Source organism: Bradyrhizobium sp. WYCCWR15520 (genome assembly GCF_056174665.1).
In genome coordinates, this window is sequence record NZ_JBWBWM010000029.1 from 62,203 (window position 1) to 85,803 (window position 23,601).

Annotated in this window: 17 protein-coding genes; 8 read left to right on the top strand and 9 right to left on the bottom strand. The window is 62.7% G+C overall.

What is annotated here, in order from left to right:
• Positions 1 to 16: 16 nt before the first annotated feature.
• The 3 genes from AC0QUY_RS29395 to AC0QUY_RS29405 all read right to left on the bottom strand — a co-directional run bounded on the left by AC0QUY_RS29395 (position 17) and on the right by AC0QUY_RS29405 (position 2,932).
• Entirely contained in the window at positions 17 to 913 is an 897-nt protein-coding gene (locus tag AC0QUY_RS29395) for an MlaD family protein (protein ID WP_475389730.1), read from the bottom strand.
• A 112-nt stretch (positions 914 to 1,025) separates the two neighbouring features.
• Entirely contained in the window at positions 1,026 to 1,796 is a 771-nt protein-coding gene (locus tag AC0QUY_RS29400; RefSeq protein ID WP_475389732.1) for an ABC transporter ATP-binding protein, read from the bottom strand.
• A gap of 2 nt (positions 1,797 to 1,798) precedes the next feature.
• On the bottom strand, positions 1,799 to 2,932 hold the full coding sequence (locus AC0QUY_RS29405) for an MlaE family ABC transporter permease (RefSeq protein ID WP_475389733.1): 1,134 nt from the start codon (positions 2,930 to 2,932) through the stop codon (positions 1,799 to 1,801).
• Positions 2,933 to 3,075: 143 nt separating this feature from the next.
• Between AC0QUY_RS29405 and dgcA the strand changes: the two genes are divergently transcribed.
• Positions 3,076 to 4,071, top strand: coding sequence for an N-acetyl-D-Glu racemase DgcA (gene dgcA / locus AC0QUY_RS29410; protein WP_475389735.1), 996 nt, complete (start codon positions 3,076 to 3,078; stop codon positions 4,069 to 4,071).
• Here dgcA and AC0QUY_RS29415 read toward each other — a convergent pair.
• The gene (locus AC0QUY_RS29415) at positions 4,041 to 5,240 is read right to left on the bottom strand and encodes an MFS transporter (protein ID WP_475389736.1); all 1,200 of its coding nucleotides are present in this window, start codon (positions 5,238 to 5,240) and stop codon (positions 4,041 to 4,043) included. The genes dgcA and AC0QUY_RS29415 overlap by 31 nt on opposite strands.
• 76 nt (positions 5,241 to 5,316) lie before the next feature.
• Between AC0QUY_RS29415 and AC0QUY_RS29420 the strand changes: the two genes are divergently transcribed.
• Positions 5,317 to 6,720, top strand: coding sequence for a hypothetical protein (locus AC0QUY_RS29420; RefSeq protein WP_475389737.1), 1,404 nt, complete (start codon positions 5,317 to 5,319; stop codon positions 6,718 to 6,720).
• A gap of 140 nt (positions 6,721 to 6,860) precedes the next feature.
• Entirely contained in the window at positions 6,861 to 7,799 is a 939-nt protein-coding gene (locus tag AC0QUY_RS29425; protein ID WP_475389739.1) for a diacylglycerol/lipid kinase family protein, read from the top strand.
• 186 nt (positions 7,800 to 7,985) lie between these two features.
• Here the strand turns inward: AC0QUY_RS29425 and AC0QUY_RS29430 are convergent, their stop codons facing one another.
• The 3 genes from AC0QUY_RS29430 to glsA form a co-directional block, all read right to left on the bottom strand.
• Positions 7,986 to 8,549, bottom strand: a complete 564-nt coding sequence (locus AC0QUY_RS29430) for an HdeD family acid-resistance protein (protein WP_161855808.1) — start codon at positions 8,547 to 8,549, stop codon at positions 7,986 to 7,988.
• Positions 8,550 to 8,973: 424 nt separating this feature from the next.
• The gene (locus tag AC0QUY_RS29435; protein ID WP_475389740.1) at positions 8,974 to 10,623 is read right to left on the bottom strand and encodes an MFS transporter; all 1,650 of its coding nucleotides are present in this window, start codon (positions 10,621 to 10,623) and stop codon (positions 8,974 to 8,976) included.
• 75 nt (positions 10,624 to 10,698) lie between these two features.
• Positions 10,699 to 11,697, bottom strand: a complete 999-nt coding sequence (gene glsA, locus AC0QUY_RS29440) for a glutaminase A (protein ID WP_475389741.1) — start codon at positions 11,695 to 11,697, stop codon at positions 10,699 to 10,701.
• Between the two features lie 536 nt (positions 11,698 to 12,233).
• Here glsA and AC0QUY_RS29445 point away from each other — a divergent pair.
• The 3 genes from AC0QUY_RS29445 to AC0QUY_RS29455 all read left to right on the top strand — a co-directional run bounded on the left by AC0QUY_RS29445 (position 12,234) and on the right by AC0QUY_RS29455 (position 16,232).
• Positions 12,234 to 12,755 carry a DUF1269 domain-containing protein gene (locus AC0QUY_RS29445; RefSeq protein ID WP_161855809.1) on the top strand — a complete coding sequence of 174 codons (522 nt, stop codon included), beginning with the start codon at positions 12,234 to 12,236 and terminating at the stop codon, positions 12,753 to 12,755.
• A gap of 98 nt (positions 12,756 to 12,853) precedes the next feature.
• Positions 12,854 to 14,416 (top strand): AbgT family transporter, encoded by a 1,563-nt coding sequence (locus AC0QUY_RS29450; RefSeq protein ID WP_475389743.1) that lies wholly within the window; start codon positions 12,854 to 12,856, stop codon positions 14,414 to 14,416.
• A 37-nt stretch (positions 14,417 to 14,453) separates the two neighbouring features.
• Positions 14,454 to 16,232 carry a metallophosphoesterase gene (locus AC0QUY_RS29455; RefSeq protein WP_475389744.1) on the top strand — a complete coding sequence of 593 codons (1,779 nt, stop codon included), beginning with the start codon at positions 14,454 to 14,456 and terminating at the stop codon, positions 16,230 to 16,232.
• 1,053 nt (positions 16,233 to 17,285) lie between these two features.
• Here AC0QUY_RS29455 and AC0QUY_RS29460 read toward each other — a convergent pair.
• Positions 17,286 to 17,993 (bottom strand): hypothetical protein, encoded by a 708-nt coding sequence (locus tag AC0QUY_RS29460; RefSeq protein ID WP_161855812.1) that lies wholly within the window; start codon positions 17,991 to 17,993, stop codon positions 17,286 to 17,288.
• A gap of 2,398 nt (positions 17,994 to 20,391) precedes the next feature.
• On the opposite strand from AC0QUY_RS29460, the gene AC0QUY_RS29465 reads away from it, so the two are divergent.
• A complete protein-coding gene (locus AC0QUY_RS29465; protein ID WP_161855813.1) occupies positions 20,392 to 20,601 on the top strand; it encodes a PRC-barrel domain-containing protein in 210 nt (69 codons plus the stop codon).
• Positions 20,602 to 20,698: 97 nt separating this feature from the next.
• Here AC0QUY_RS29465 and AC0QUY_RS29470 read toward each other — a convergent pair whose 3' ends face one another.
• Positions 20,699 to 21,733: an AI-2E family transporter gene (locus AC0QUY_RS29470; RefSeq protein WP_475389746.1), complete on the bottom strand. Its 1,035-nt coding sequence runs from the start codon at positions 21,731 to 21,733 to the stop codon at positions 20,699 to 20,701.
• 175 nt (positions 21,734 to 21,908) lie between these two features.
• Here AC0QUY_RS29470 and AC0QUY_RS29475 point away from each other — a divergent pair, with 175 nt between their 5' ends.
• Entirely contained in the window at positions 21,909 to 23,561 is a 1,653-nt protein-coding gene (locus AC0QUY_RS29475) for a caspase family protein (RefSeq protein WP_475389747.1), read from the top strand.
• Positions 23,562 to 23,601 lie beyond the last annotated feature (40 nt).

A 23,601-nucleotide genomic window follows, 5' to 3' on the forward strand; every position in this document is an offset into this window, starting at 1 on the left:
ACTCGCTATTCGCCAGTCACTGCCGCTTCTGCCCGCTCGGCGCCCTTGGGGCTGCCGCCGGCGCTGGTGGCGGCGGTGGCGGTGCTGCCGCCTGGCTGTTGCTGCTGCTGCCGCCGCCGAAGATCACCCGGGTCGGGTTGCGGTCGAAATTGTTCACGGCGCGGCTGATGTCGGCGAGCGTGCGGCGGCCATCGGCCATCAGCGCGCCCGACCGCTTGTCGAAATCCTCGGCCAGATCCTTGATCGCCTTCACCATCAGGTTCAATTCGCCGCCGGCGGCGCCGCCCGCGATCGTGTTCAGCCCGAGCATCAGGCTGTCGGCCTTGCCCATCACGCCGTCGACCCTGAGCATGACGTTGTCGATTTTCTCGGAGTTGCGCGCGAGCGCGGCCGTGAAGGTCTCGAGGTTTCGCAGCGAGTTCTTCACCGATTCCTGATTGTCGGCGACCAGCCGGTTGACGTTCTGCAGCGTGGCGCGAATGGACTCCGTCACATCCTGCAGCGCGCTCGGGTCGGCGGTCAGCATCGGCACGCCGTCCTCGTCGAGCGGCACGGTAGCCGCGTTTTCCTCGCCGCCCTTCAGCGAGATCGCCGCCACGCCGGTCAGTCCCTGGAATTCGAGACCCACAAGCGTGTCTTTCCGGATCGGAGCGTTGTTCTCAACCATCGCCAGTGCGACCACGCGCCGCGGGTTGTCGAGCTTGACCGACACAACCTCCCCTATCCGGATACCGTTAAAGTTGACGCTGCCACCATTGCGCAACCCTGACGCGGGACCTTCGAAGACAATACGAATCGGGCTGCGCTGCTTGGTGGTATGCAGGCTCTGAAACCACAGCACGAAGCCGAATGCGGCGGCGATCACCGCCAGCGTGAAGGCCCCGATCAGGACGTAATTCGCCCGCGTTTCCATAACTCAATGTACTCCGAAACCAGGATCTATCCAGCGTCGCCGATAGATCGTCATTATCTCATGTTTGAGCACGATCTGATCCGAAAACCGATCACACTTTCGGGGTCATGCCCTAGCCCATCACCGCGCGGGCGCGTTTGCCGTGAAAATATTGCCTCAGCCAGGGATGCTGCGAGGCCTGCATGTCAGCAATTGTGCCTGCAGCAATGATCTTACCGTTCCCTAAAACCGCGATGCGGTCGCAGGCCGTGTATAGGCTGTCGAGATCATGGGTTACCATGAAAACCGTCAAGCCCAAAGTACGCTGCAGGGTGCGCACCAGCTCGTCAAAATCTCCGGCGCCGATCGGATCCAGCCCCGAGGTCGGCTCGTCCAGGAACACCAGCTCGGGATCGAGCGCGAGCGCGCGCGCCAGCGCCACGCGCTTGATCATGCCGCCGGACAATTCGGACGGATAGCGGTCGGCGACTTCGGGCCGCAGGCCCACCATGCCGAGCTTGGCCACCATGATCTCGTCGAGCAGCCGCTGCGAGACCTTGAGATATTCGCGCACCGGAAACTGGATGTTCTGCCGCACGGTGAGCGAGGAGAACAGCGCCCCCTGCTGGAACAGGATGCCCCAGCGGCGCTCGATGCCACGGCGCTCGGCGGCACTCGCCGCATCGAGATCGACGCCGAACACCTCGATGCGTCCGGCAATCTTTGGCACGAGACCGATAATGGTGCGCGTCAGCACCGATTTCCCGGCGCCCGACGGGCCGACGAAGCCGAGGATCTCGCCGCGCTTGACGTCGAGATTGAGTCCGTCCAGCACCCGCGTCTTGCCGAACTGCACGGTAATGTCGCGTACCCGGATGATGGCGTCGGTAATCTCACCCGCCATGGTCACATTCCGATCGATGCAAAGAAGATCGCGAACACGCCGTCCATCACGATCACGAAGAAGATTCCCTTCACCACCGAAGACGTCGTGTGCTGCCCGAGCGATTCAGCGCTGCCCTGCACGGCGAGCCCCTCGACGCAGGCGACGATGCCGATGACGGCCGCCATCACCGGCGCCTTGATCATGCCGACGACGAAATGATCGATCGAGATGGCGTCGCGCAGCCGCAGCAGGAAAGCTTCAGGCTCGACGCCGCCATAGAGCCACGCCACCAGCCCGCCGCCGTAGAGCGCCGCCATCGCCCCGAGAAACGCCAGGATCGGCAGCGCCAAAACCAGCGCCAGCATCCGCGGCAGGATCAGGACCTCGATCGGATCGAAGCCCATGGTGCGCAGCGCGTCGATCTCCTCGCGCATCTTCATCGAGCCGAGTTCGGCGGTGTAGGCCGAGCCGGAGCGGCCCGCCACCATGATCGCGACCAGCAGCACGCCGATCTCGCGCAGCACCAGCACTCCGAGCATGTCGACCACGAAGATGTCGGCGCCGAACTTGCGGAAATGAAAGATGCCCTGCTGCGAGATGATGCAGCCGATCAGGAACGTGATCAGCACCACGATCGGCACCGCGCGCCAGCACACCTGCTCCAGGTGATGGATGGTCGAAGTCAGGCGGAAGCCGCGCGGGCGAATGATGACGTGGGCGGTCGCGGCGAGCACCGCGCCCAGCATGTCGATCAGCCCGATCAGGGTGCCGCCGATACCGGCCACGGCGCGGCCGATCTGCTCCAGCATGCCCGTGATCGTCACCCGGTCGGTGTCGGCGACCGGCTCGGCGTTCACCCGGCGCACTTCGTCGACCAGGCTCGAATAATTGTCCGACAGCCCGGCAATCTGGGCCTCCACGCCACCGTGGGTCAGGCTGCGGCGCAGCCGCTCGATCAGCCAGGCGCCGAACGTGTCGAGCTTCGACACCTGCGAGACGTCGATGAAGATGTTGGGCCGGGTGCCGCTGAGCTTCTCGGCATCGGCGACCATTCGCTCCAGCATCGGCGCAAAGCGGGCCGTCCACGAGCCCGCCGCGCACAGCGCCAGCGCGTTGCCCCTGGCTATCCGCTCCAATGTCGGGCCGCCGCTCACAATACCCACCCCTCGACCGGTACATCAGCGGTGCAAACGCTGAAGGTTCCGCACGCCGTACCGCCTTGTCGAATCTGCCCCTAACCAGCCATAGTTGGTACCGGCGGGCAAGCTTACGGTTCAGAAAATTGCCAGATTTTAAAATGACTTCCAGCGTATCTCGAAACCTTGCCGTCAGCATCGAACGCTGGCCGATTGCGGGCGCTTTCACCATCAGCCGCGGCGCCAAAACCGAGGCTGTCACCGTCGTCGCCACCGTGAGCCAGGGCAACCAGACCGGCCGCGGCGAATGCGTGCCCTACCCGCGATATGGCGAGACGGCGGAAGCGACGCTGGAAGCGCTTCAAGCGATGCATGAAGCGCTCGCCGGGGGATTGGACCGCGCGGCCCTGCAGGCGGCAATGCCCGCAGGCGCCGCCCGCAACGCGCTGGATTGCGCTCTGCTTGACCTCGAAGCCAAGACCGCCGGCCAGCGGGTCTGGACCCTGCTCGGCCGGAAGGAGCCGCGCCCCTGCACCACCGCGTTCACGATTTCACTCGGCACGCCGGAAGCGATGGCGTCGGCAACCGCGAAGGCCGCGCACCGGCCGTTGCTGAAGATCAAGCTCGGCGGCGATGGCGATGAGATGCGGATTGCCGCGGTCCGCCAGGCGGCCCCCGAGTCCGAACTGATCGTCGATGCCAACGAAGCCTGGACACCGGACAATCTTGAATACAACCTCGCCGCCTGCGCCAATGCCGGCGTCACGCTGGTCGAGCAGCCGCTGCCGGCCGGGCGCGACGAGGCGCTGGCGCGCATCGAGCGCCCGATCGCGGTCTGCGCCGACGAAAGCGTGCATGACCGCGCCTCGCTCGAAGGCCTGCGCGCGCGCTACGACGCGGTCAACATCAAGCTCGACAAGACCGGCGGGCTCACGGAGGCGCTCGCGATGGCGGATGCCGCCGAGGCTCTAGGCTTCGAGATCATGATCGGCTGCATGGTCGCGACCTCGCTGGCCATGGCGCCAGCCATGTTGCTCGCGCAACAGGCCAGGTTCGTCGACCTCGATGGTCCGCTGCTGCTGGCGCGTGACCGCGACCTTGGCCTGCGCTACGACGGCAGCCTCGTCTATCCGCCCGAGGCCGTCTTGTGGGGCTGATGCGATAGCCGGTCCCGCGCCAGCCAGATCACCAGTCCGCCCAAGGCGGCCATCGCCGCCATCCCGTAATAGATGCCCTGTCCCCAAATCTCGTAGATCGTGCCTGACGCGACCGAGGCGAGGCCGGCGACGATGCCGCCGCAGGCGGTGAGATAGCCCTGCGCCCTCGCCATCACATGGCCAGGCACGTGATGCAGCATCAATCCCATAATGCCGACCTGCGTCAGCCCGAAGCTCAGCGCATGCGCGAGCTGGACGATCGCAAGAACCGCCAGCGGCAGGTCCTGCGCCGTCAACACCCAGCGCACGGCCGCGCTCAGCGCCGCGATCACCACCAGCATCGACGGCTGCAGCGTGAATCGCGGCGACAGGGCGAACAGCACGATCTCGGCGATCACACCCAGCACCCACAGAACTGCGATCGTCAGCCCGTCATACCCTGCTTGTTGCCAGACGATCGACGCGAAAATGTAATAGGCGGCATGGCTGCCCTGGATCAGCGCCGAGGCCACGATAACAGCGAGAAAGCCGCCGTCACGCAGCAGCGCGCCTGCGCCGCCGGTGACCGGGCGAGCGGCCTTGGCATCGTCCAGCGGCGCCAGCGCAAGGCTCGCCACCGCCCCGAGCGCGGCCGATCCGGCGATGATCCAGATCAGATTCTTGGCGGCGATCAGGTCCAGCAGCATGCCGCAGACCAGCGCGCCGAGGACAAAGGCGGCGGAACCCCACAGCCGCAACGGTCCGTAGTTGAGGCCGTAGCGCTTCACCCCCCGTAACGCATAGGCGTCCGTCAGCGGCACCATGGGTGTCCACAGGCAGCAGGTCAGGGCGTAGATCAGGAACACCAGCACCGGCAAATGCTGGGTGCCGAGGACGAAAAAGCCCAAAGCGGTGGCAAAGGCGGTCAGGATGATACCGCCGCGCAAGGCCTGGCGCCGTTCCGCAAAGCCGGTCACCAGCGGAAGCGCGGTAAATCGGGTTACCGGGGGTACGGCCGTGATCAAGCCTATCCAAAATGCATCGATCCCGACCGCCTTCAACCATACCGTGAAAAACGGCAGGTGGGTGCCGGTCATGCCGAACAGCGTGCCGTAAAATAACGCCACCCGGGTCGCGAATCGCTTCGATGCGTCTTGAGAAGCGATGGGGATTTGTGATTCGCTTGGCATCAATTCAATTGCGATTCGGTCAATATCGTGTTGTTTCGATATCGCAATGCGCGCCGATTTGCGCGAAGAGTTTGACATGGCCGACGAAGCATTCGCCCTTTCGCCGATCTCAGCCCGCGCCGCGCTGCCGAGCGAGGAGGACTATGCTGCGATCGCCGAAGCCTTCATGGAGACCTCGCGGGGCCGCTGGTTCCTGACCGAATACGCCAAGCGCAACCGCAATGCCGACACCCGTATGGTGCTGGACGCGGTGTCACGGATCGAGCAAAGCCTCACCGCCCAGAAGGAAGAAAGCCGTCACCGGGAAGAAAGCCTTCGCCGGGAAGAAGGCCTTTCGGCCCAGCAGGCCGCGGAAGCCGTCGCCGCGGCGACCGCAGCGCAGGAGCGGCTGACGGAGGCGCTCGCTGCCATGCGCGGCGCGGTCGAGGCGGCCGAGGAATCGGCGGTCGAGGCGCTCGACAGCCTCGCGCTGGACCAGCGGCTGGCGCCGGTCCGCAAGGGTGCGCGGGTGTTGCGCGAAATCGCCTGGCGGTTGCGGGAAATCGGCAATGACGGGCGGATCTGCGACCTGATCGATTCGCAGGTCACCGTCATCGAAAGGGGCACCGAACAGTTTTCCTCCGAGGATGCGAGAGTGGCCCTCCGTGCGGCCTTTGCCGCCCTGCAGGGCCGGCTTGTGGAAGTCGAGGACGAGGACGCTTCGCCAGTGCCTCTGGCCGAGACCGACGCTATGGCCCCCTTCTCTGCCGCGCAGGACATGCCCGCGACGGGGACAGCCGAAACGTTCGTCGCGCCGGAAGCTGAGAAAGCTGCCGAGACGCCGTTCACATCCGAGACGCCGTTCACCGCACTGGCCAGGTCTGCCGAAGCCGCGCTTGCGGCGGCGGAAGCCGGGCTGAAGGCTGCGGAAGCGCGGCAGGCTGCCGAAGCCGCCGCGGCTCAGGACAGCTCGGCTCAGGATACTTCGGCCCAAGATACTTCGGTCCAAGATACTTCGGTCCAAGATACCTCGGTGCAAGATACCTCGGTGCAAGACGCCGCAGCCCTGCAGGCGACCACGCAAGACAACGCCACGCAAGACAACTCTATCCCGAATGTCGACGTCCAGGACCCCGATGCACAGGACGAGGCCCTCCTCGACATCATCGCGATGGAGATGGGCGCGCCGGATCCGATCAGCGACGCAGAGATCGCCGAGGCGATAGAAGAGCAGATCCGTTCTGCGGAGCCTACGCCGGTCGCTCCCAAGGCCGTCGCCGAAGCACCCCAGCCGACCGCCACGCCGGCGCCGCCGCCGGTTCAACAAGTGGTTCAACCTCCCCCACCGCCCGCTGCCGCGCCTGCGCCTGCGATGGAAGTGTCGCTCGGCTCGACCCTCATTGCGAGCGGTATGCTGCGAAAGCCGGTCAGTGCAGCCAACGATCCGCTGGCGCCGATCCGGCGCATGAGCCAGGCCGAGAAGATCGCGTTCTTCTCATAAGAACTGCGCTGTCGCGTGAAGCGCCCCGGCCTCCACGACGCATACGCAGCATTTGTTGCACCTGCGAATAATTCGCTTTCCGGTTGATTCACTTCTCCGCCGAGATCAAGCTGGCGCGATTGCCTTCTTGGGAGACAGCCGTGCGAACCAAGATCATCGTCAATCCGATGGCGAACAAAGGAAACTGCGGCAAGCGTTGGCCGCAGATTTGCGCTGAACTCGAAAAACATCTTGGCCCACTCGCGTCCTCGGACGTTGCGATCACGCGCGAGCGCAATCACGCCACCCATCTGGCGCGGGAAGCGGTCGATGCCGGCTATCGCCGCCTGGTCTCGGTCGGCGGCGACGGCACCTTCAGCGAGATGATGAACGGCGTGATCGCGGATGATCGCCCGATTGTGCCAGGCCTGGTGCTGGCGCAACTGCCCGGCGGCACCTCGAACGAACTCTCCCGCTCCTTCGGCCAGCTTTCGCTCGCCGAGGCCAGCAAGGCCATCGCCATGGGGCATACGCGCGAAATCGATGTGTTCCGCGCCGACGCCAAGGGCTACGCGGGCGGCCAAGTCACGCGCTACGGCTTCGTGCTTGCCATCGTCGGCGCCGCCGCCACGATTTCCTGGCGTGCCCAACGCGTGCCGCTGCTGAAGCGATTGGGCCCGATCAGCTATGTGCTGATGACCGCGTTCACGTCGCTGACCTACAGCCCCCGCCCCTATCGTATCTGCATCGACGACGAAGCCGAACAGCGCCTGCCGATGTGGTCATTGATGCTGTGCAGTTTCGATGGCGCGGGCGAAGGCCTGATGCTCGCGCCGGGCGCCGATCCGACCGACCGCAAGCTCGATCTGATCATGGTCGGCGACATGGGGCGCTGGGAAAGCCTCACCAAGATCGTCCCGAACCTTGCCGATGGCAGCTATCTGAAACACCCGAAAGTCTCGCGGCGCCACGCAACGCGGATCACCATTGACAGCGATGACATGGTCCGCGCCGATGTCGACGGCGAAAGCATCGGGCAGTTGCCGATGTCGGTGACGATGTTGCCGTTCCACCTGAAGGTGGCGGCCAATCGGCCGTAGCCGCGCGCGTAAGGCTCATTGAGACGTCCGCTCCAGGAAGCCAGCCGGCTTGCCCTTGTCGCCCGTGACGGCCAGCAAGAGCCAAAACATCCACCGCGAGGAGCGATGTCAGGGGGGTGTTTGCCTGCTCAAACAGAAAGAAGGAGCGAGATGACGATGCCATCTCGCTCCAGTGGCAGGGAGGAACTATGCGCTGCGTGCGGTGGGCTGCCACGCGTAAGCCAGCCAGCCGATCCCGTGGGAGATCAGGTCGACGCCGAGCAGAAATCCGAGCACCCACAACCCGGTCGCGGGAAATCCGGTCAGAATGATGATGCCGGCCACGATGCCAAACACGCCGGACAGCAGCATGATCCAGCCCGCTTCCCGCCAATGGCTGATGCCGATCAGGATGCGGACGAAACCGGAAACCGCCAGCACCAGACCGAGAACGTAGGTGAGGATCAGGGCGCTGGCGATCGGCTGCCCCACCAGCACAACGCCGAAGGCCACGTACAGGATGCCGAGCAGCACCTGCCATACGAACCCTCCCCACCCCTTGGTCCAGAACGCATGGACGACCTCGAATGCGCCCGCAATGATGGAGACCCATCCGATGAAGATGGTGCTGATGACGGTGACGAGCATGACGTCCCCGAGCACAAAGAATCCCGCCACGATCAACGCGAGCCCGAGCAGGATACAGATCCAGAACGGCGGCGCAGGCAGGTTGGTGACGCCCATCGGCGAGCTGTTGTCATATGTCGTCATGTCATCTCCTCGCTTTGGGTCTCACCGACCTCGATTTTTATGTCCATCGCCAGCCGCACCGGCGACGGCCGCGATGCCACCAGCAGACCCAACGTCGACGTCGACGGCGATGCCTGTGAGGGGGAGGACGCGACGGCCGCGGGGGCGGCCGTCCTCCAGGCGGTCGTCCCGGTGGCCGTCCAGCCGGCGATCCAGGCGGCCCCATGCCGGGACCTTGAGCCTCCAGCTTGAAATCTCCGGCGTTCCTTCCAGGATCCTTCTGCACCGCGAGCGGCGCTGCCTCGGCCATGGCTGATGGCAGGCTTGTGGCCAGGCCGATGGTCACGGCACCGCACACCAGAGTCCGCAGCGCTGAGCGACGGTCGATTGCATCCATGGTTGTTCTCCTTCTTGGAACGTCCCTTTCCTCGCATGCTCGTGCTGATCAGCCGGACCTCAATCGGCTGCCGGGCGCATCACTTGGGATCTCGCCCGGCAGGTAGTTCGGAAGCCGACCCGCCGGGATGATCGCCAGCAATGCAAGACCGGCCATGATCAAAAGTCCGATCTTCAGGGCGCGCAGCCGCGCTTCGGTATTCACGCGTACCGCTTCGTCGACTTGCTGCGGCGTGGCGGTCGTGCCTTCCATCACGCTGCGCAGCCGGTCGTTGCTGACGAAATTGATGTTGTCGAGATCGACCTGGCTCTGGACCTCCTTCGGCAGCACGGGGTTCGCAGCGATCTGGCCCAGCACGATCGTGCTCAACAGGCCGACGAGAAGCGCACCAGCCAGCGCCGTTCCGACCGCGCTGGCCAGATTTTGCGTGGTGCCCCGCAGCGACCCGACGTCACCGGCCAGTTCCTTGGGCGAAGCCGTGACCAGCACGTTGAACAGCAACGTCACTAGCGCGCCCTGGCCGATGCCGAACAGAATGAGGCCAAACAGTACCGGAACCTCACTCCAATCGTTGCGAACGACGAAGGCGAGCCACACCAGACCGATGGTGCAGAGCACGAAGCCGTAGCGGCCGATCTGCCGCGGCGTCAGCCGGTCATAGAGATTGACGACCAGCATTGCGGTGAAAAATACCGTCAGGTTGAACGGCATCATGGCAATCGCGGTCGCCAGCGGCGAGCGGCCCTGGACGATCTGGATATAAAGCGGCACCGAGAAATTCAGCGCGGCTTCCAGCGCGACCACCGCAAACAGCGCATATACGGCGCTGCGCTCCTCCGGCGAGTCGATCACCTCGAGCGCCAATAGCGGCGTTCTTCCCGCTGCCTGGCGCCGGTGCGTCCACATCAGAAAAGCTTGCCCGAGCACGACGCCGAGAACGATGAGGACAGGCGCGGGCGAAAGGCCGAGCAGATTGAATGGCGCATTTGCCGTCGCCAGCACAAGGCCCCAGCCATTCAGATTGTTGAAACCGAAACTGATGAGGACGATCGCCGCCGCGGCCAACACGACACCGACCATATCGATCTGCACATCCGGGCGGCCGTAGTCGCGCTTGAGGCGGAAACTCAGCAGAAACACAATTGCGGAAACCGCAATCAGGATTCCGAACGCCGGCCGCCAGCCGATATAGGTGCCGAGCACGCCGCCGATGATGAATGCCAGCACGCCGGCGGCAGCACGCGCCGAGCCGAGCGCGCCGACCGCCGTCGCCTGCTGCCGCCCCGTGTAATTCTCGGCGATCAGCGCCACCAGCGACGGCACGATCACGGCGCCCGCCGCGCCGCAAAGCCCCTGCGCCGTGATCATCAGCGCTGCCGTCGGGCTGAACGTCATCAGTATCTGCGACGCGCAGAACAGGACCACGGCGAAGCGGAACACCTGCAACGCGCCGAACCGCTGCGCGAGCTTGGCGCCGAGCATGACGAAGCCGGCCACCAGCATCGAATACGCCACGATGCCGGTGGCAACCGTCGTCGGCGGCACGCCGAAACTCTTGACCATCCCCCCGAGCGCGACCGGGAGCGAGGCGACGTTGAAAGACATGATCATCTGGCCGAGCGCGATCGCGATCATCGGCACCCATGATTCCCGCGCCCCTTCCCGGATGCCTCCGATCGACATCGAGTGCGTTGCCATGGTGTCCTCCCGAGTTGCTCGGCTTTTTGGATCGACCGAGCCATCGGCTCGATCAAGCCATTCTTTGCATCTGCTTCAGTTTTCCGGTTGCGATACGAACAGATCCATTCCCAGCCGCTGCGACAGGAATTTTGCTGCGAGTTGTCCCTTCACGCTGTTGCCGGCCGCATCGAGCGGCGGCGCGAAGGTGCCGAAGCCGCCCTTGCCGGGAGAGACCGCGACAATGCCGCCGCCGATCCCGCTCTTGCCCGGCAAGCCGATGTCGTAGAGCCAGTCGCCCGAGGTCTCGTACAGGCCGGCTGTGATCATCACGGTCAGCGCATAGTGGCAGACCGAGGCATCCACCACCCGCTGCCGGGTAACGGGGTTGACGCCGCCGTCCGCCAGCGTCGCGCCCATCACAGCCAGGTCCCGCGCGCTCACATTCAGCGAGCACTGCCTGGTATAGAGATCGGTCGCCTGCTTGGCGTCGCAATAGATGCGGTCGTAGCTCTGCAGCAGCCGGGCGATACTGCGGTTGCGATAGTTGGTTTGCGAGGCCGAGGCGTACACCTCTTCATTGAGCGTGAGCTTGCGCCCGGCAAACCGCGACAGTCCGTCGTGAATGAATTGCCATTGGCCTTCCGCCGTCAGGCCCGGCACCAGACTCGTCGTCGCAATCGCGCCCGCATTCACCATCGGGTTGGTGCGGCCGCCGCCCTGCTCGATGGCGGCCAGCGAGTTGAACGGCAGTCCGGTGGCGTTCGCGCCAAGCCTCGCGCGCGCCTCCTCCGGACCGATCGTCTCGCACACCAGCGCGAACACGAACGGCTTCGATACGCTCATGATCGAGAATTTATACTCGGTCTCGCCTGCTTCGTAGACGCGCCCGCTGGTCCCGACCACGCAGACCCCAAACAGCTCTCTGGGGACCCGGGCGAGTGCCGGATAGACCTGAGAGTTGTGGCCCTCTTCATTCGACTTGAACCGCCGGTGGGCGTCGGACACCAGCCGCTGCACCATCTCTGGCTCAGGCAGATGCCCTGTCGAAATGTATGGCCGGTCTGCGGGTTCCGAGATCGAAGGCATGTCCATCGGACTCCTCCACCCGGCTCGAACGATCCTGCTCGCGGATTGTCGAGCCGTTCGGCAACACAACTACACGCTGACGAGCGATCGTGCTCGATCGCTTCAGCCTTCTTGCTGATTGGATGAACCGTAACGCTCAAGTCTATGTCGAGTCAACAATACAACCTGGAAGAAGGTTTGCGACGCGTGCGTTTGGCTACAACACTTTGTGACAAATCGCGCGACGTTGGCGATGCCTAGACGGTGCGTGCGCGCAGAAACCATCCGACGAATTAAGAGCGAATTTGATTACAGAGAACCCAAGAGTGCGATCAGCGAACCGTGATCCGTTCGCTCCCAAGTTATGATACGGTGATACCTCTGCCGCACGGCCGCTGTTCATTCCGCGGCTCTCCGGGATGACCTCGCCGCCGTCGGACATTTGCCATCGGCAGCTGACGCAACGGAAGCTCTCCGCTGCGAGGGCAACGCTTGAGGAGTGTCGAACCGTCAATGCGCCCCGTGCGGCCTATGTCATGTTCACATCGAGTGGGAGGATACGGATGTCAGATCTAGTCGCGATCGTCTATCCATCCGAAGCAAAGGCCGAAGAGGTACGGCAGCGTCTGTTCAAGCTGCAGAAAGAATATCTGATCTCGATCAGCGATGCCGTGATCGCGGTGAAGACCGAAGCAGGCCCCATCAAGCTGAACCAGCTTGTCAATACGACCGCGATCGGCGCCGTATCGGGCAGCTTCTGGGGGCTGCTGATCGGAGTGATCTTCCTCAATCCCATCCTTGGTGTTGCGCTCGGCGCAGCTTCCGGAGCGCTCGGCGGCGCCCTGTCGGATTACGGTATCGATGACGCCTTCATGAAGGACCTCTCCAAGAGCATGCAGCCGGGCAATGCCGCACTGTTCGTGCTCATCAAGAACATGACCCCCGACAAGGTGCTGCGGGAGATCAAGGACGCGGGAGGCACGGTGCTCAAGACATCCCTTGACGACAGCAAGGAACAGCAACTCCGCGACGCGCTGGCGAAGACGAGCACCGAGGAGCCAGGGCCCAAGACCAACGCCGCCTAGTTCGCGGCGGCCAAACGATAGCCGGCTGCGGTCGCGATGCCGCAGCCGGCCGCGCTTCAAGGCATGCTCCGAAGGCATGCTGTGCAAGGATGTCTGTCATGCGCGTCGCGGGCGAAGTGACGACTGACCCGGCAAAGGTAACCACCCGGACAATTCTCGACACCATCGAGCGGATCGGGAACGGCGTTCCCCATCCAGTCGTGATTTTCCTGATCCTGATTGCCGTCGCCGCACTCGCATCGCACCTGCTTTATCTGCTCGATGCCTCGGTCTCCTATCAGGTTATCAATCCAGCGACGCATGGCACCGACACCGTGACAGCGCGCGCCAACAGCCTGCTGACAGCCGAGGGCATCAGGCACATCTATACGCGGCTGGTGCCGAATTTCATGGGGTTCTCCGCCGCCGGATTGCTGATCATCGCCATGATCGGCGTGGGGGTGGCCGAGGAAGCGGGCCTCGTCAACGCATGCATACGCAAACTCGTGACCGTCTCACCGCGCTGGGCGCTGACCTACATTCTCGCCTTCGTCGGCATCATGTCGAGCGTTGCCTCGGATGCGGGCTATCTCGTGCTGATCCCGTTGGCAGCCACGGCGTTTCTGAGCGTCGGCCGGCATCCGCTGGCGGGGCTCGCGCTGGGCTTTGCCGCCGTTGCCAGCGCGTTCAGCGTCAATATGCTGATCAAGCCGCTCGATGCCGTGCTCACCGAGTTGACCAACGACGCCATTCACATCGTCAACCCGTCGCTGTCGATTGCGGTGACCGCCAATTTGTGGTTTTCAATCGTGTCCGTCGTCGTCTTGACGATTGTGATTGCGCTGATCAACGAACGGATCATCGAGCCTCGCCTTGGCTTGTATCGCGAAGATCAGGCGGGGGTAACCCTGCCTCCGCACGAAGGCGGGCGGCTTTCCGCCCAGGAGACGCTCGGCCTGAGGTACGCCGGCGCGGCGCTGCTGGCCGTCATACTGGTATTCTGTCTGCTGACGCTGCCATCAGGAGCCCCGCTCCGCGATCCCGCGACCGGTGCGCTGCTCGGAAACTCACCCTTTATGAGCGGCCTGATCGGCCTTGTCATGCTGCTGTTCCTGCTAACCGGTATCGCCTACGGCATTGGAGCCGGAACGATCAAGCGCGCCACCGATGTGGTCGACGCCATGACCAAAGCCGTTTCGGGATTGGGCGGCACGATCCTGCTGTTCGTGGTGATCAGCCAGTTCGTCGATTACTTCACCTACAGCAACATGCCGACGTTGCTGGCGGTCAGCATGGCCGATATCCTGAAGGACGCCAACATCGGTCCGCTGTGGCTGTTGCTGGGTCTTATCCTGCTCGTTGCTGTCCTTGACCTGATCTTCACGCCGGCGATTGCGACATGGGCCATCTTTGCACCGGTGTTCGTGCCGCTGTTCGTGCAACTGGCCGTCGATCCCGCCGCGGTGCTGGCGGCCTACCGGGTCGGCGATGGCCCCATCAATTCCATCACGCCACTGAACGCCTATTTCGCGCTGGTCGTCGGGTTTGCGCGAAAATACGAACGAAATGCCGGCGTCGGCACGGTCGTCGCGCTGATGCTGCCCTACGTGGCCTGGATGTTTTCGCTTTGGGTAGTTCTTTTCGTCGTGTGGTACCTGTTGGGCCTTCCCTGGGGGATATAGCTGGAGACGGCGCGAGGGCGCGATGTGGAGTTCAGCGATGACGGGGCCGACCGTGGAGCGCGACGCAGCCCACATGGAAGACCGCATGCTGATCGATCCGCGCCACGGCGATATCGAGGACGATGCCGCTAGTCCCGGGCAGCGATCTCTGCTCGCCATCGCCGGCAGCCTGCTGGTCGAAATCAGTTTGCCGAAGCTGCTGTTTGCCTGGACGGTGTTGCTGCTGTTGCCGGCGGTGCTGCTGGGTCTCTCGCCATTGCTGGTCTCCGCCTGGCTCGCAACCCTGTCGGAAAAGCTCGCCACGCTGACCGGGATCGGCACCGCCCTCGCCTTGCTTGCGATCGTCGCGGTCGGATGGATCGGATGGCGACCGCTGTTCCGGATCGCCGAGAATAATTTCTGGTCGCTCAATGCGCTCGCCGTGCAGCCCGGCTACGCTTTCACCCGCGAAGCGCTGCGCCACCTGACGGAACGAATGTGGGGCAGGAAGCTGACCGTCGTCGGCCGGGCGAGGTTACGCAGCGCCAATTCGATTGGGGCAGCCGTCCTGCTGTCCGCCGGCGCGGTGCTGATTGCGATGCTGGCCTGGCCCGCCTCGCGTTGGACAGGCGGCTGGAACGACCTGGTCCTGCTGCACCGCCTCGCGGTGCCGACGCTGGCAAATGCAATCCTGCTGGTGTCGGGATATCTGGCGGTCGCTTCGCTGATGTGGGGATTTGCCGATGCCAGCATGCAGCAACCCGTCGATCTCGCTACGTTCGACACCGCCTCGTCCGATGCGCGCCGCTGGCGCGTTGCGCACCTGTCGGACCTTCATGTGATTGGCGAGCAATACGGTTTCCGCATCGAAAGCGGACGGGCCGGCCCACGCGGAAACGACCGGCTCGAGCGCGTCCTGGCGCATCTCGCCGCCATTCACACCGCCGACCCGCTCGACCACATTCTCGTTACCGGCGATATGACCGACGCCGGCCGCGCCAGCGAATGGGCCGCATTCCTCGACGCCATGGCGCGTCATCCGGAACTTGCCGCGCGTACAATCTTGTTGCCGGGCAATCATGACCTCAACATTGTCGACCGCGCCAATCCGGCCCGGCTCGACCTGCCGTTCAGCCCGAACAAGCGGTTGCGGCAGATCCGCACCCTGTCGGCGATGGCGGCCGTACAAGGCGATCGCGTGCACATAGTCGACGGCAACGGAAAACCGACCGTAACGCTGAGCGCCTCGCTGGCGCCGAAGCGCGATTCGATCGTGGCCCTCGCTCAGCACGGCGGCCTGCGCCGGGCCGCGGCGCTGCGCGGCCTGTTCGACGACCAGTTTCCGATGATCCTGCCGCCCGATGCGGAAGGCGGCCTCGGAATTGCGGTCCTGAACTCCAACGCGGAAACTCACTTTTCCTTCACCAACGCACTCGGATTGGTGTCGGTCGAACAGACGCATCGCCTCGAGGCGGCGATCCGGCATTATCCGGCCGCACGCTGGATCTTCGCATTGCACCACCACGTCGTGGAGTATCCCATGCCGGTGAAAGCATTCTCCGAACGCATCGGGACCGCCTTGATCAATGGGAGTTGGTTCGTGCGCAAGCTGGATGCGCTGGCCGGTCGCACCGTGGTGATGCACGGTCACCGCCATATCGACTGGATCGGCGCCTGCGGTTCGCTCAAGATCATCTCCGCGCCCTCCCCGGTGATGAATGCGACCGATGATGCGGCCACGCATTTCTACATTCACACCCTGGCGGCCGGCCCGGAAGGGCGGCTTGATCTGCTGCCGCCGCAGCGCGTAGAGATTGCCGGCGAGAAGAACGCCTAGGGCAAAGCGGCGTTCGATCGGAAGTGGCTCAGATCGAACGCCAACCTCAGCGGCAGCCTCGCGGGCACGTCGCGATAAAGCGAGCCTACGTGCGCAGTTCGAGGGCAATCCGAACCCGCACGAGCCCGACGCGGTGAGTTTGACTCGAACGCGTTCGGAAAAAGACTAGAGCCCGCCGCGGCACATTTCCCGATACCGTCGGCAGTTTCCCTGGCCCCGTTCGCCAAGCTCATCCTTGTAGAGGCAGTGCGCGCGCAATTTCGCGCAAACCTGGCCGGTTGATACACGCTCGAATGACGGACGATCGAATGACGGACGCTGGCACGCTTCGCGGAATCTGCGGCAATGGCCTTGACCGCGCTCGCCGAGCGCGTCCTTCATTTCGCAGGTGCGCTGCAATTCCCTGCAGTTCTGCGCGAACACAACATCGGTCAATCCAACTAGCAAAAACATCGCTACTGAAAATGCACGCATGGCTTCACTCCTCGCGTTATCACTTTTGCTAAATACTAGACCCTGAAGTCTCCCGGCACGAATGTGTCAAGTGGATGCCGGGAAGAGCTCGATTTTGCGCACCAGCAAGTAAATCGCGAACACGACTTACCTCCTTTGCACCTCCACTTCCTTACCACGTCGGCGCGTATGGGCGCTGTGAACCCGATCACAGGTAGAATGGCTGGAATGCTAACTTGCTTGTCTCGATCTAAAGGACCGCTTCGATTCAAGAGCGACGGTCGAGGCTAACGGCAGCTACGTCGCAGGCTATGTCTTTGCGATCCGCTCGGAGCGATTGATCTGCCGCGAAGTGCGGTGAAGGTTTGCCATCGATGCGAGGCCGATTGCGGCTGATGCCAACAAGCAGCGCTCGATCACGGAACAGGATTGGCGTAGAGATCGCGATCCGGCGAAGTCAAGCCAGTGTCTAGCGACCGTCGCGATTCGGCTGGGGCATCGCCAGCTTGTCTCACCATCGGATCCCGCGGCGCAGTGGACCGGAGCTCACAAGCGGCCGGCATTCTTTGCTTCTCGGACAACTATCTCATCGACGTGAAGTCAGTTGCGGAAGTCCAGCACCGGAAATCGGTCCGTAATTCGATGCCAAAAACTGAGTGGCGGTCGCCGCGATCTTTGACCTGGAAGGTACAAGCACCGAGGCGCCAATTTCATTCCATAGTAAAGATTCTTTCCAGAAATGATTTGTCCACCCTCGAACCTTGCGTCCGCATCAAAAGTTAGCTTGATCACTTCTGCTGTTCGGTTCAGTAGTCCAGTTGCTGTATCGTCAAACGCAACCGTATATTTGGTCGTTGCCTTCAGAACTTGCTGTCCCTGACAGATGTAGTCACCTTCCTGCAGATACCTTCTCACCTCCTGATCGCATGTCCCTCTGTGTAACAACTCATTTGCTATGACCGCGAGATCCTCGAGTGACACTTCAAGAACTTCAACGTCATCAAGCTCAAGCTTGACAGATTCTACAAGCTTTGCATTCACGGTTGTTTCGATATTCCGCAATAACTCTGTAGTCACTCCAAGTCGCGCCTTTCGGAGCTCCGAAGAGACCTGTTTATTTGTGAAAGAGGTGCGAGTCACAGCGACTAGTCGTTGAGGCTCAACCTCGCAGAGCATGGAATAATATTTGCCGTCCGATGATACATGGTAGAGTGACCCCGGAGCGCGCAAGCTGGTGGGTGGCGTAATTGGATAGAAGCCAATGTCCACAATGGCTTCGTTTAGTTTATCGGGGTTAGGCTTGTGCATGTATACCGCCGCTACGGCGCCTGGGGGGCCTGCACACGCTAGAAATATTGCTCCCCACTTAAGGATCGGAAACATCAGATTCCCCTCCTTCGACGACTAGGGACAACAAACACTGCCGCAAGGCCGCGGGCACGCATTGGCCGAGTTGGTGGGGGCCGCCGCACCTAACGCGGAAAGAGCGAAGATCAAGAACAATGCTGCGAACTTCATGACCTGTCCTTTCTCAGATTGGTGTGTGCTCGCTCTAGTTGATGCGAAAAATTATCTCCCTACATAGACGTGCCAAATGTTATCTACTTCACACCCGCCTCGTTTTTTGTGGGATTGCCGAGAGAAACGGTCTGAGCCTTAGTGGTGCGATCGGCTCAAACAATGGGCCCTCTGGGTACCAGAACCAGTCATTGGCACGCATCCCAAGATGGAAGCGACGGTCGCAGAGGTTAGCGCCGGCGATGTTGGGTGAGCGTAGTGGACTCCGCAAAATGAAGCAGCCTCAGTTCGAAGTTGACTGAGGCAGCAGGTTTGGTCACCACAAGTTGACCGGTTCCAAATGGAAAGGCGATCGTCAATTTCGCCGATCGCGATCCGAGAGTGTTCCCGCAGAAGGCGAAGGGAGAGGCATCGATGATGGCTGCGCAGCCGATGACTGCGCCCTGGGTTGCGGCGTGTTGGGCTGCGGGATGGAGGTCGCCTGCGGGGCCGGAGCCGGAGACGTAACCGACATCTTCTGTCTGATGTCCTCCTGAACACCGCGCAGTGCCGCAACGTTCTGGGCGAGCTGTTCTTGCTTGTTAGCGAGTTGCTCTACGCTGCGCCGCACGGCATCGAGATTGGACGCCAGGGGCTCAAGCTGCACCGGGCCAGGGGAAGTTGCTGCCACGGCCGGGGATTTTGTCGTCGAAGTGGATAACAACCAGGCTAGCGCTGGAGCCCGGGCTACCACCATCTCCTTTGCTACATCACCATAGGACTGCCAGCCAAGCGTAGCGCCGACACCGATGAGAACCGTAATAGAAAACCGGATGAGACTGCGGGTCATTCGCCTGCCAATCGACGGCCGGCCGCCCGTCGCCGGCCCCTCGCCGAAGCGATAGGAATGCGAAGAATCGACCGACGACTTCGTGCGTCTTCTACCCATACGCCGATCGGATCGGACGTCCAGATCGCGCGCAAGCCCGCCCGACGAAATTTCTTCGGCGCTCGGCCACTGCTGCTCCGCGAGCGGTGGGCTTTGCGAGTATAACATCTGGTGACTCCACCCCGCGGTTCTTATTGGCTGAAGAGGCCAACCTGGTTTGACAGAAGCGAGGCGGGAGCGCAGCAGTCCTGGGGCGATTGTGGGATCGTCGCGCGATAGAGGATCGGTTTGTTTGAACTCGGTGAAAACTCAACCGTCAAGCCGGCTCATTGCGCAGCCCGTGCGTGACGGCAGTGGGAAGAAGCTCACAGTGACGATGCTTGATCGGTGTCCGGTCACGCCGCGACGGTGACCTCCAAATTGATCAACACCGCCGGCCGAATTGACTTAGGCAGCGCCGCCATGCGTCTTGAGTTGCGCCGTCCGTTAGCCTCCGGACCGAGGCAAAAACGGATGCACGGACTCAGCTAACAGGGTCGCCAATTGTGCGGTGGCAGGCGTGGACTGCTTTTCGGGCGGCAGTGAGCCGACAGACTGGACCACCAGTCCAGTACCAGCGGCAATGGCAACTATCGCAATTGCAGCAAGATATTCGATCCTCATGGCGATGGTTCCTCCATGGGCTTCCACAGAATAACCGGACACTCTCTGAATTGGTTCCAGAGCGCAGTTTGACCCTGGCCCTGGACCGCCTGCTTGCGCGGCGCCCGGATGGCACCCTTGTCAATCCGGCCGAGCGCGGCGTTCCGTCCGAACGGCGTCACGATCAGAAGTCAGGGAACGAAAGCTCTGGCCAAGACTTTAGAAGCTTGAGACCGTCGCTCGCCGTTAACTTCACGGCGCATGTCGCGGATAGCCAAAGGTTCTACTGCAGGGCCCGCTGTTCTCAAAAACAAGCGCTCGCGCAGATAGCCAAAAGCGGCGGTCTCGGTTCCGTTCAGAATTGCAGCAGTGCGCGCAAGCGGGAGATCTGCAGGAGGGGTGGGCGCCGATGCTGGTGCGTTCTTACCCGAACGAGGCTTCGTTATGCGCAACCGCCTTGACATAGACCCCAAACACAGCCGAGCAATCGTTCAAGAGATCGGGGAAAGATTACGCGCGCTCCTGAAAGAAGAGCCGGAACTCCCGGGGAGCCTTGGAACGCAACTCGATCGGCTCCGCGAATTTGAGAAGCAGTCACCATCGATCATTCCAGCGGCTGAGCACTGGGACAAGCGTCGCCGTTGAGACGCAGACGGCTCGGCCGAACATGGACGAGCAATGCCATCGGTGAAGGGCCGTGCGTCAAAAATTTTGAATGAGTACGGTGCGGCGCAATTCGAATTGATCGGCAAAGCCGTCGTGCTTACCGACGGAAAGGCTGGCACGGTCGAAAACGTTTGGCTCGACGAAATGCACGGGCTTCGGATTTCCATCAAAGGTCATGATGGAAGATGGCCGGTCTCGACCATCAAGCTTGTGGAGCCCTAGACCTCGCATCGGCTACGCGCTGCCCAGATCGCGCGCTCGGCGAGAGAGGGTTCATAATGCCTCGCATCTTGCGAAGCCCCGGGAGTGAGTAAACGCGCTAGAGCTTGCCCGGCTTCGTCTGATCCGGTCCGCCGAACAGATCGGCGACCCAGCGGCTCGACGGATGCGCGGCGCAGAAGGTCAGAATAGCGAGCGTGATCGGCACGCCGATGAAGGTGCCGAACAGGCCCCACAGGAAAGTCCAGAAGAAGATCGCGAACAGCACGACAACAGGCGAAATCGACAGCATGGAGCCGGCCACCCGCGGCTCGATGTAGCTGCCGACCGCAAACTGGATGACGTTCAGGCAGACGAAGACACCGAGCACCGCCGGCCAGCTCTCGAACTGCGTCATCGCCAGCAATGTCGGAAACAGCGTCGCGACGAACGGGCCGATGAACGGGATATAGTTGAGCACGAAGGCGATCACGCCCCACTCCAATGCGAACGGCAATCCGGCTACCCACGCAAATGCGCCGACCAACAGGCCGGTGATCGCGCTCATCTGCGTCCGCACCACGAGGTACTTGCGGAATTTCGCCGCCGTCGCCGCGCTGCCGTCGAGCAACACGCGGGCTGCGGCCTTGTTGTCCAACCGTTCGACATTCCGCCTGATGTTCTCGACTTCGAGAAGCCCGAGCATGACGTAAACCAGCGCGATCACCCAGAAGGTGAGCGTGGTATTGACGCGGGCCGTCACCTGCTGCGTCGCGCGCAGCAGCCAGCCGACGTTGAAATGCTCGGCCCAGAGCCCGGCAACCGAGATGCCGTGGCCGTCCAGCCACGTCACCATCGCCGAATAAAGCGCCTGGTACCGCGGCAGATCGCTGACCAGTGATCGGCCGACACGACCAAATCCCCAGGCAGCGAGCGAAGCAACGCCGAGACAGACCGCGACCGTTGCAACGACCGTGATCGCCAGCGCGACAAGCTTCGGCATCCAGGACTGCAACCGCTTCTGGATCGGCCACACGATCGCGATGATGAACAGGGCCGCCGCCAGCGGCGCGAACACCTTGCTCGCCTGGGCCAGCGCCGCCGTGACCAGCACCGCCGCAATGAGTCCCGTGGTGGTCTTCAGCCCGAAGCCCATTTTGGGTTCCTTCGACCTAATCAGCAACCTGAGACTGTCAGCCGCATCGAACCGCGGCAAGAGCGACGGCGCACCTACGCCATGCAACCGTGATCGCCGTCACGTACGACAACCCGGACCTGACTTAGCTTCCCGGCAGCAAACCTCGCAACGAGGTCCGCCCGAGGAGGCAGCCATGTCCCGTTTTAAGCCATTGCTATTGGGTGCCAGCCTGCTGGCAGGCCTGTTGAGCTTCGCTGTTACCGGTGCGGCTTTCGCCGAAGCGCCGAACGTCGACATCCGCAACGGCATGCAAGGGCCGCTGACCGACCAGCGCGTCGCGCTGGTGATCGGCAATTCGAATTACCAGACCGCGCCAAAACTCGCCAATCCCGGCAACGACGCGCAATCGATCGCGCAGCTTCTGAACTCGGCGGGCTTCGAGGTCACCCAGGCGACCGACCTGACGCGCAGCGACATGGTCAGGGTGGTGCAGGACTTCTCCAACAAGGTCGCCGAGCGTGGTCCCGGCGCGGTCGCCATGATCTACTATGCCGGCCATGGCGTGCAGGTGGCCGGCGAGAACTATTTGCTGCCGGTCGACGCAAGGATCTCCTCGCCATCCGATCTCGATGGCAACTCGCTGCGGCTGGTCGACGTGATGGGCACGCTGGAATCGATCCAGAGCCGGATGCGCATCGTCGTGCTCGACGCCTGCCGCAACAATCCCTTCCCGGAGGTCAACGACGCCGGACGTGGCCTCGCTATCGTCGATGCGCCGCGAGGCTCGATCGTCGGCTACTCCACCGCGCCGGGAATGGAGGCGCAGGACGGCGACGGCAACCATAGCCCGTATACGAGGGCGTTCCTCAATATCGCACGTGAACCGAACCTGCCGATCGAGCAATTGTTCAAGCGCGTCCGGCTCGAGGTGAACAATACCACCTCCGGCAAGCAGACGCCGTGGGAAAGCTCCTCGCTGACCTCCGATTTCTACTTCTTCGGCGATACCGCGGTTGCCGCAGGCCGCGCGCCGGATCGCCGCCCGATCATGCAGGTCGCGTCGAACCTGCCGTCGCGTTCGGCGCGCCAGGCTTACGATTACGTGCTCTCGGAAGGCTCGCCCGAATATTATGAAGAGTTCATCCGCCTCTACCCGCACGATCCGCTGTGCGATCACGTCCGCCTGCTGCTCGGCAACTTGCGGGTGGCGACGGCGTGGCACAAGGCGGTCGTCGCCAACTCGCCGTTCGCCTACAAGACCTTCTATGACAATTATTCGAGCAGTCCCTACGCCAAGTCCGCGCTGAAGCTGCAGACAGCGCCGAAGGCTGTTCCGCTGATGCACTTCACGCATCTGGCGAAGCAGTCGCCGGCGTTCAAGCCGGGCAACGTCGGCAACGTGTCCACCCTCGGCATCTCCAAGGGCAATCTTGGCGGCAATTTCGGCACCCACGGTCACATGCCCTCGAAGATCGTCACGCTTCCCGCCAAGGGTATCAACCCGATCAATGACGGCAAACTCAACGGCAACGCCGGTAAGGTCACCACCCTGCCTGGGAAGTTCAAGCCGGGCTCCGTCAACAACGGCGGGAATGCCGGCAAGATCGCCACCTCCCCCGGCAAGTTCGACCGCCATCCGACGCGGTTCGCCAACAAGCCCATGATGACCTCACGGCCCATGATGACCTCGCGGCCCATGATCAAAACCGCGCCGCGCCAATTCAACGGCGGCATGGGCGGCGGAAATTTCAACCGCTTCGCCGCAGGCCCGTCCCGCAGCTCGTTCGGTGGCAGTTCGTTCGGTGGTGGCTCGTTCGGCAGAATGGGTGGCGGCTTCAGGCGCTGACTCAAACCAGCGCAATGAAAAACCGGGCAGAGCATAAGCT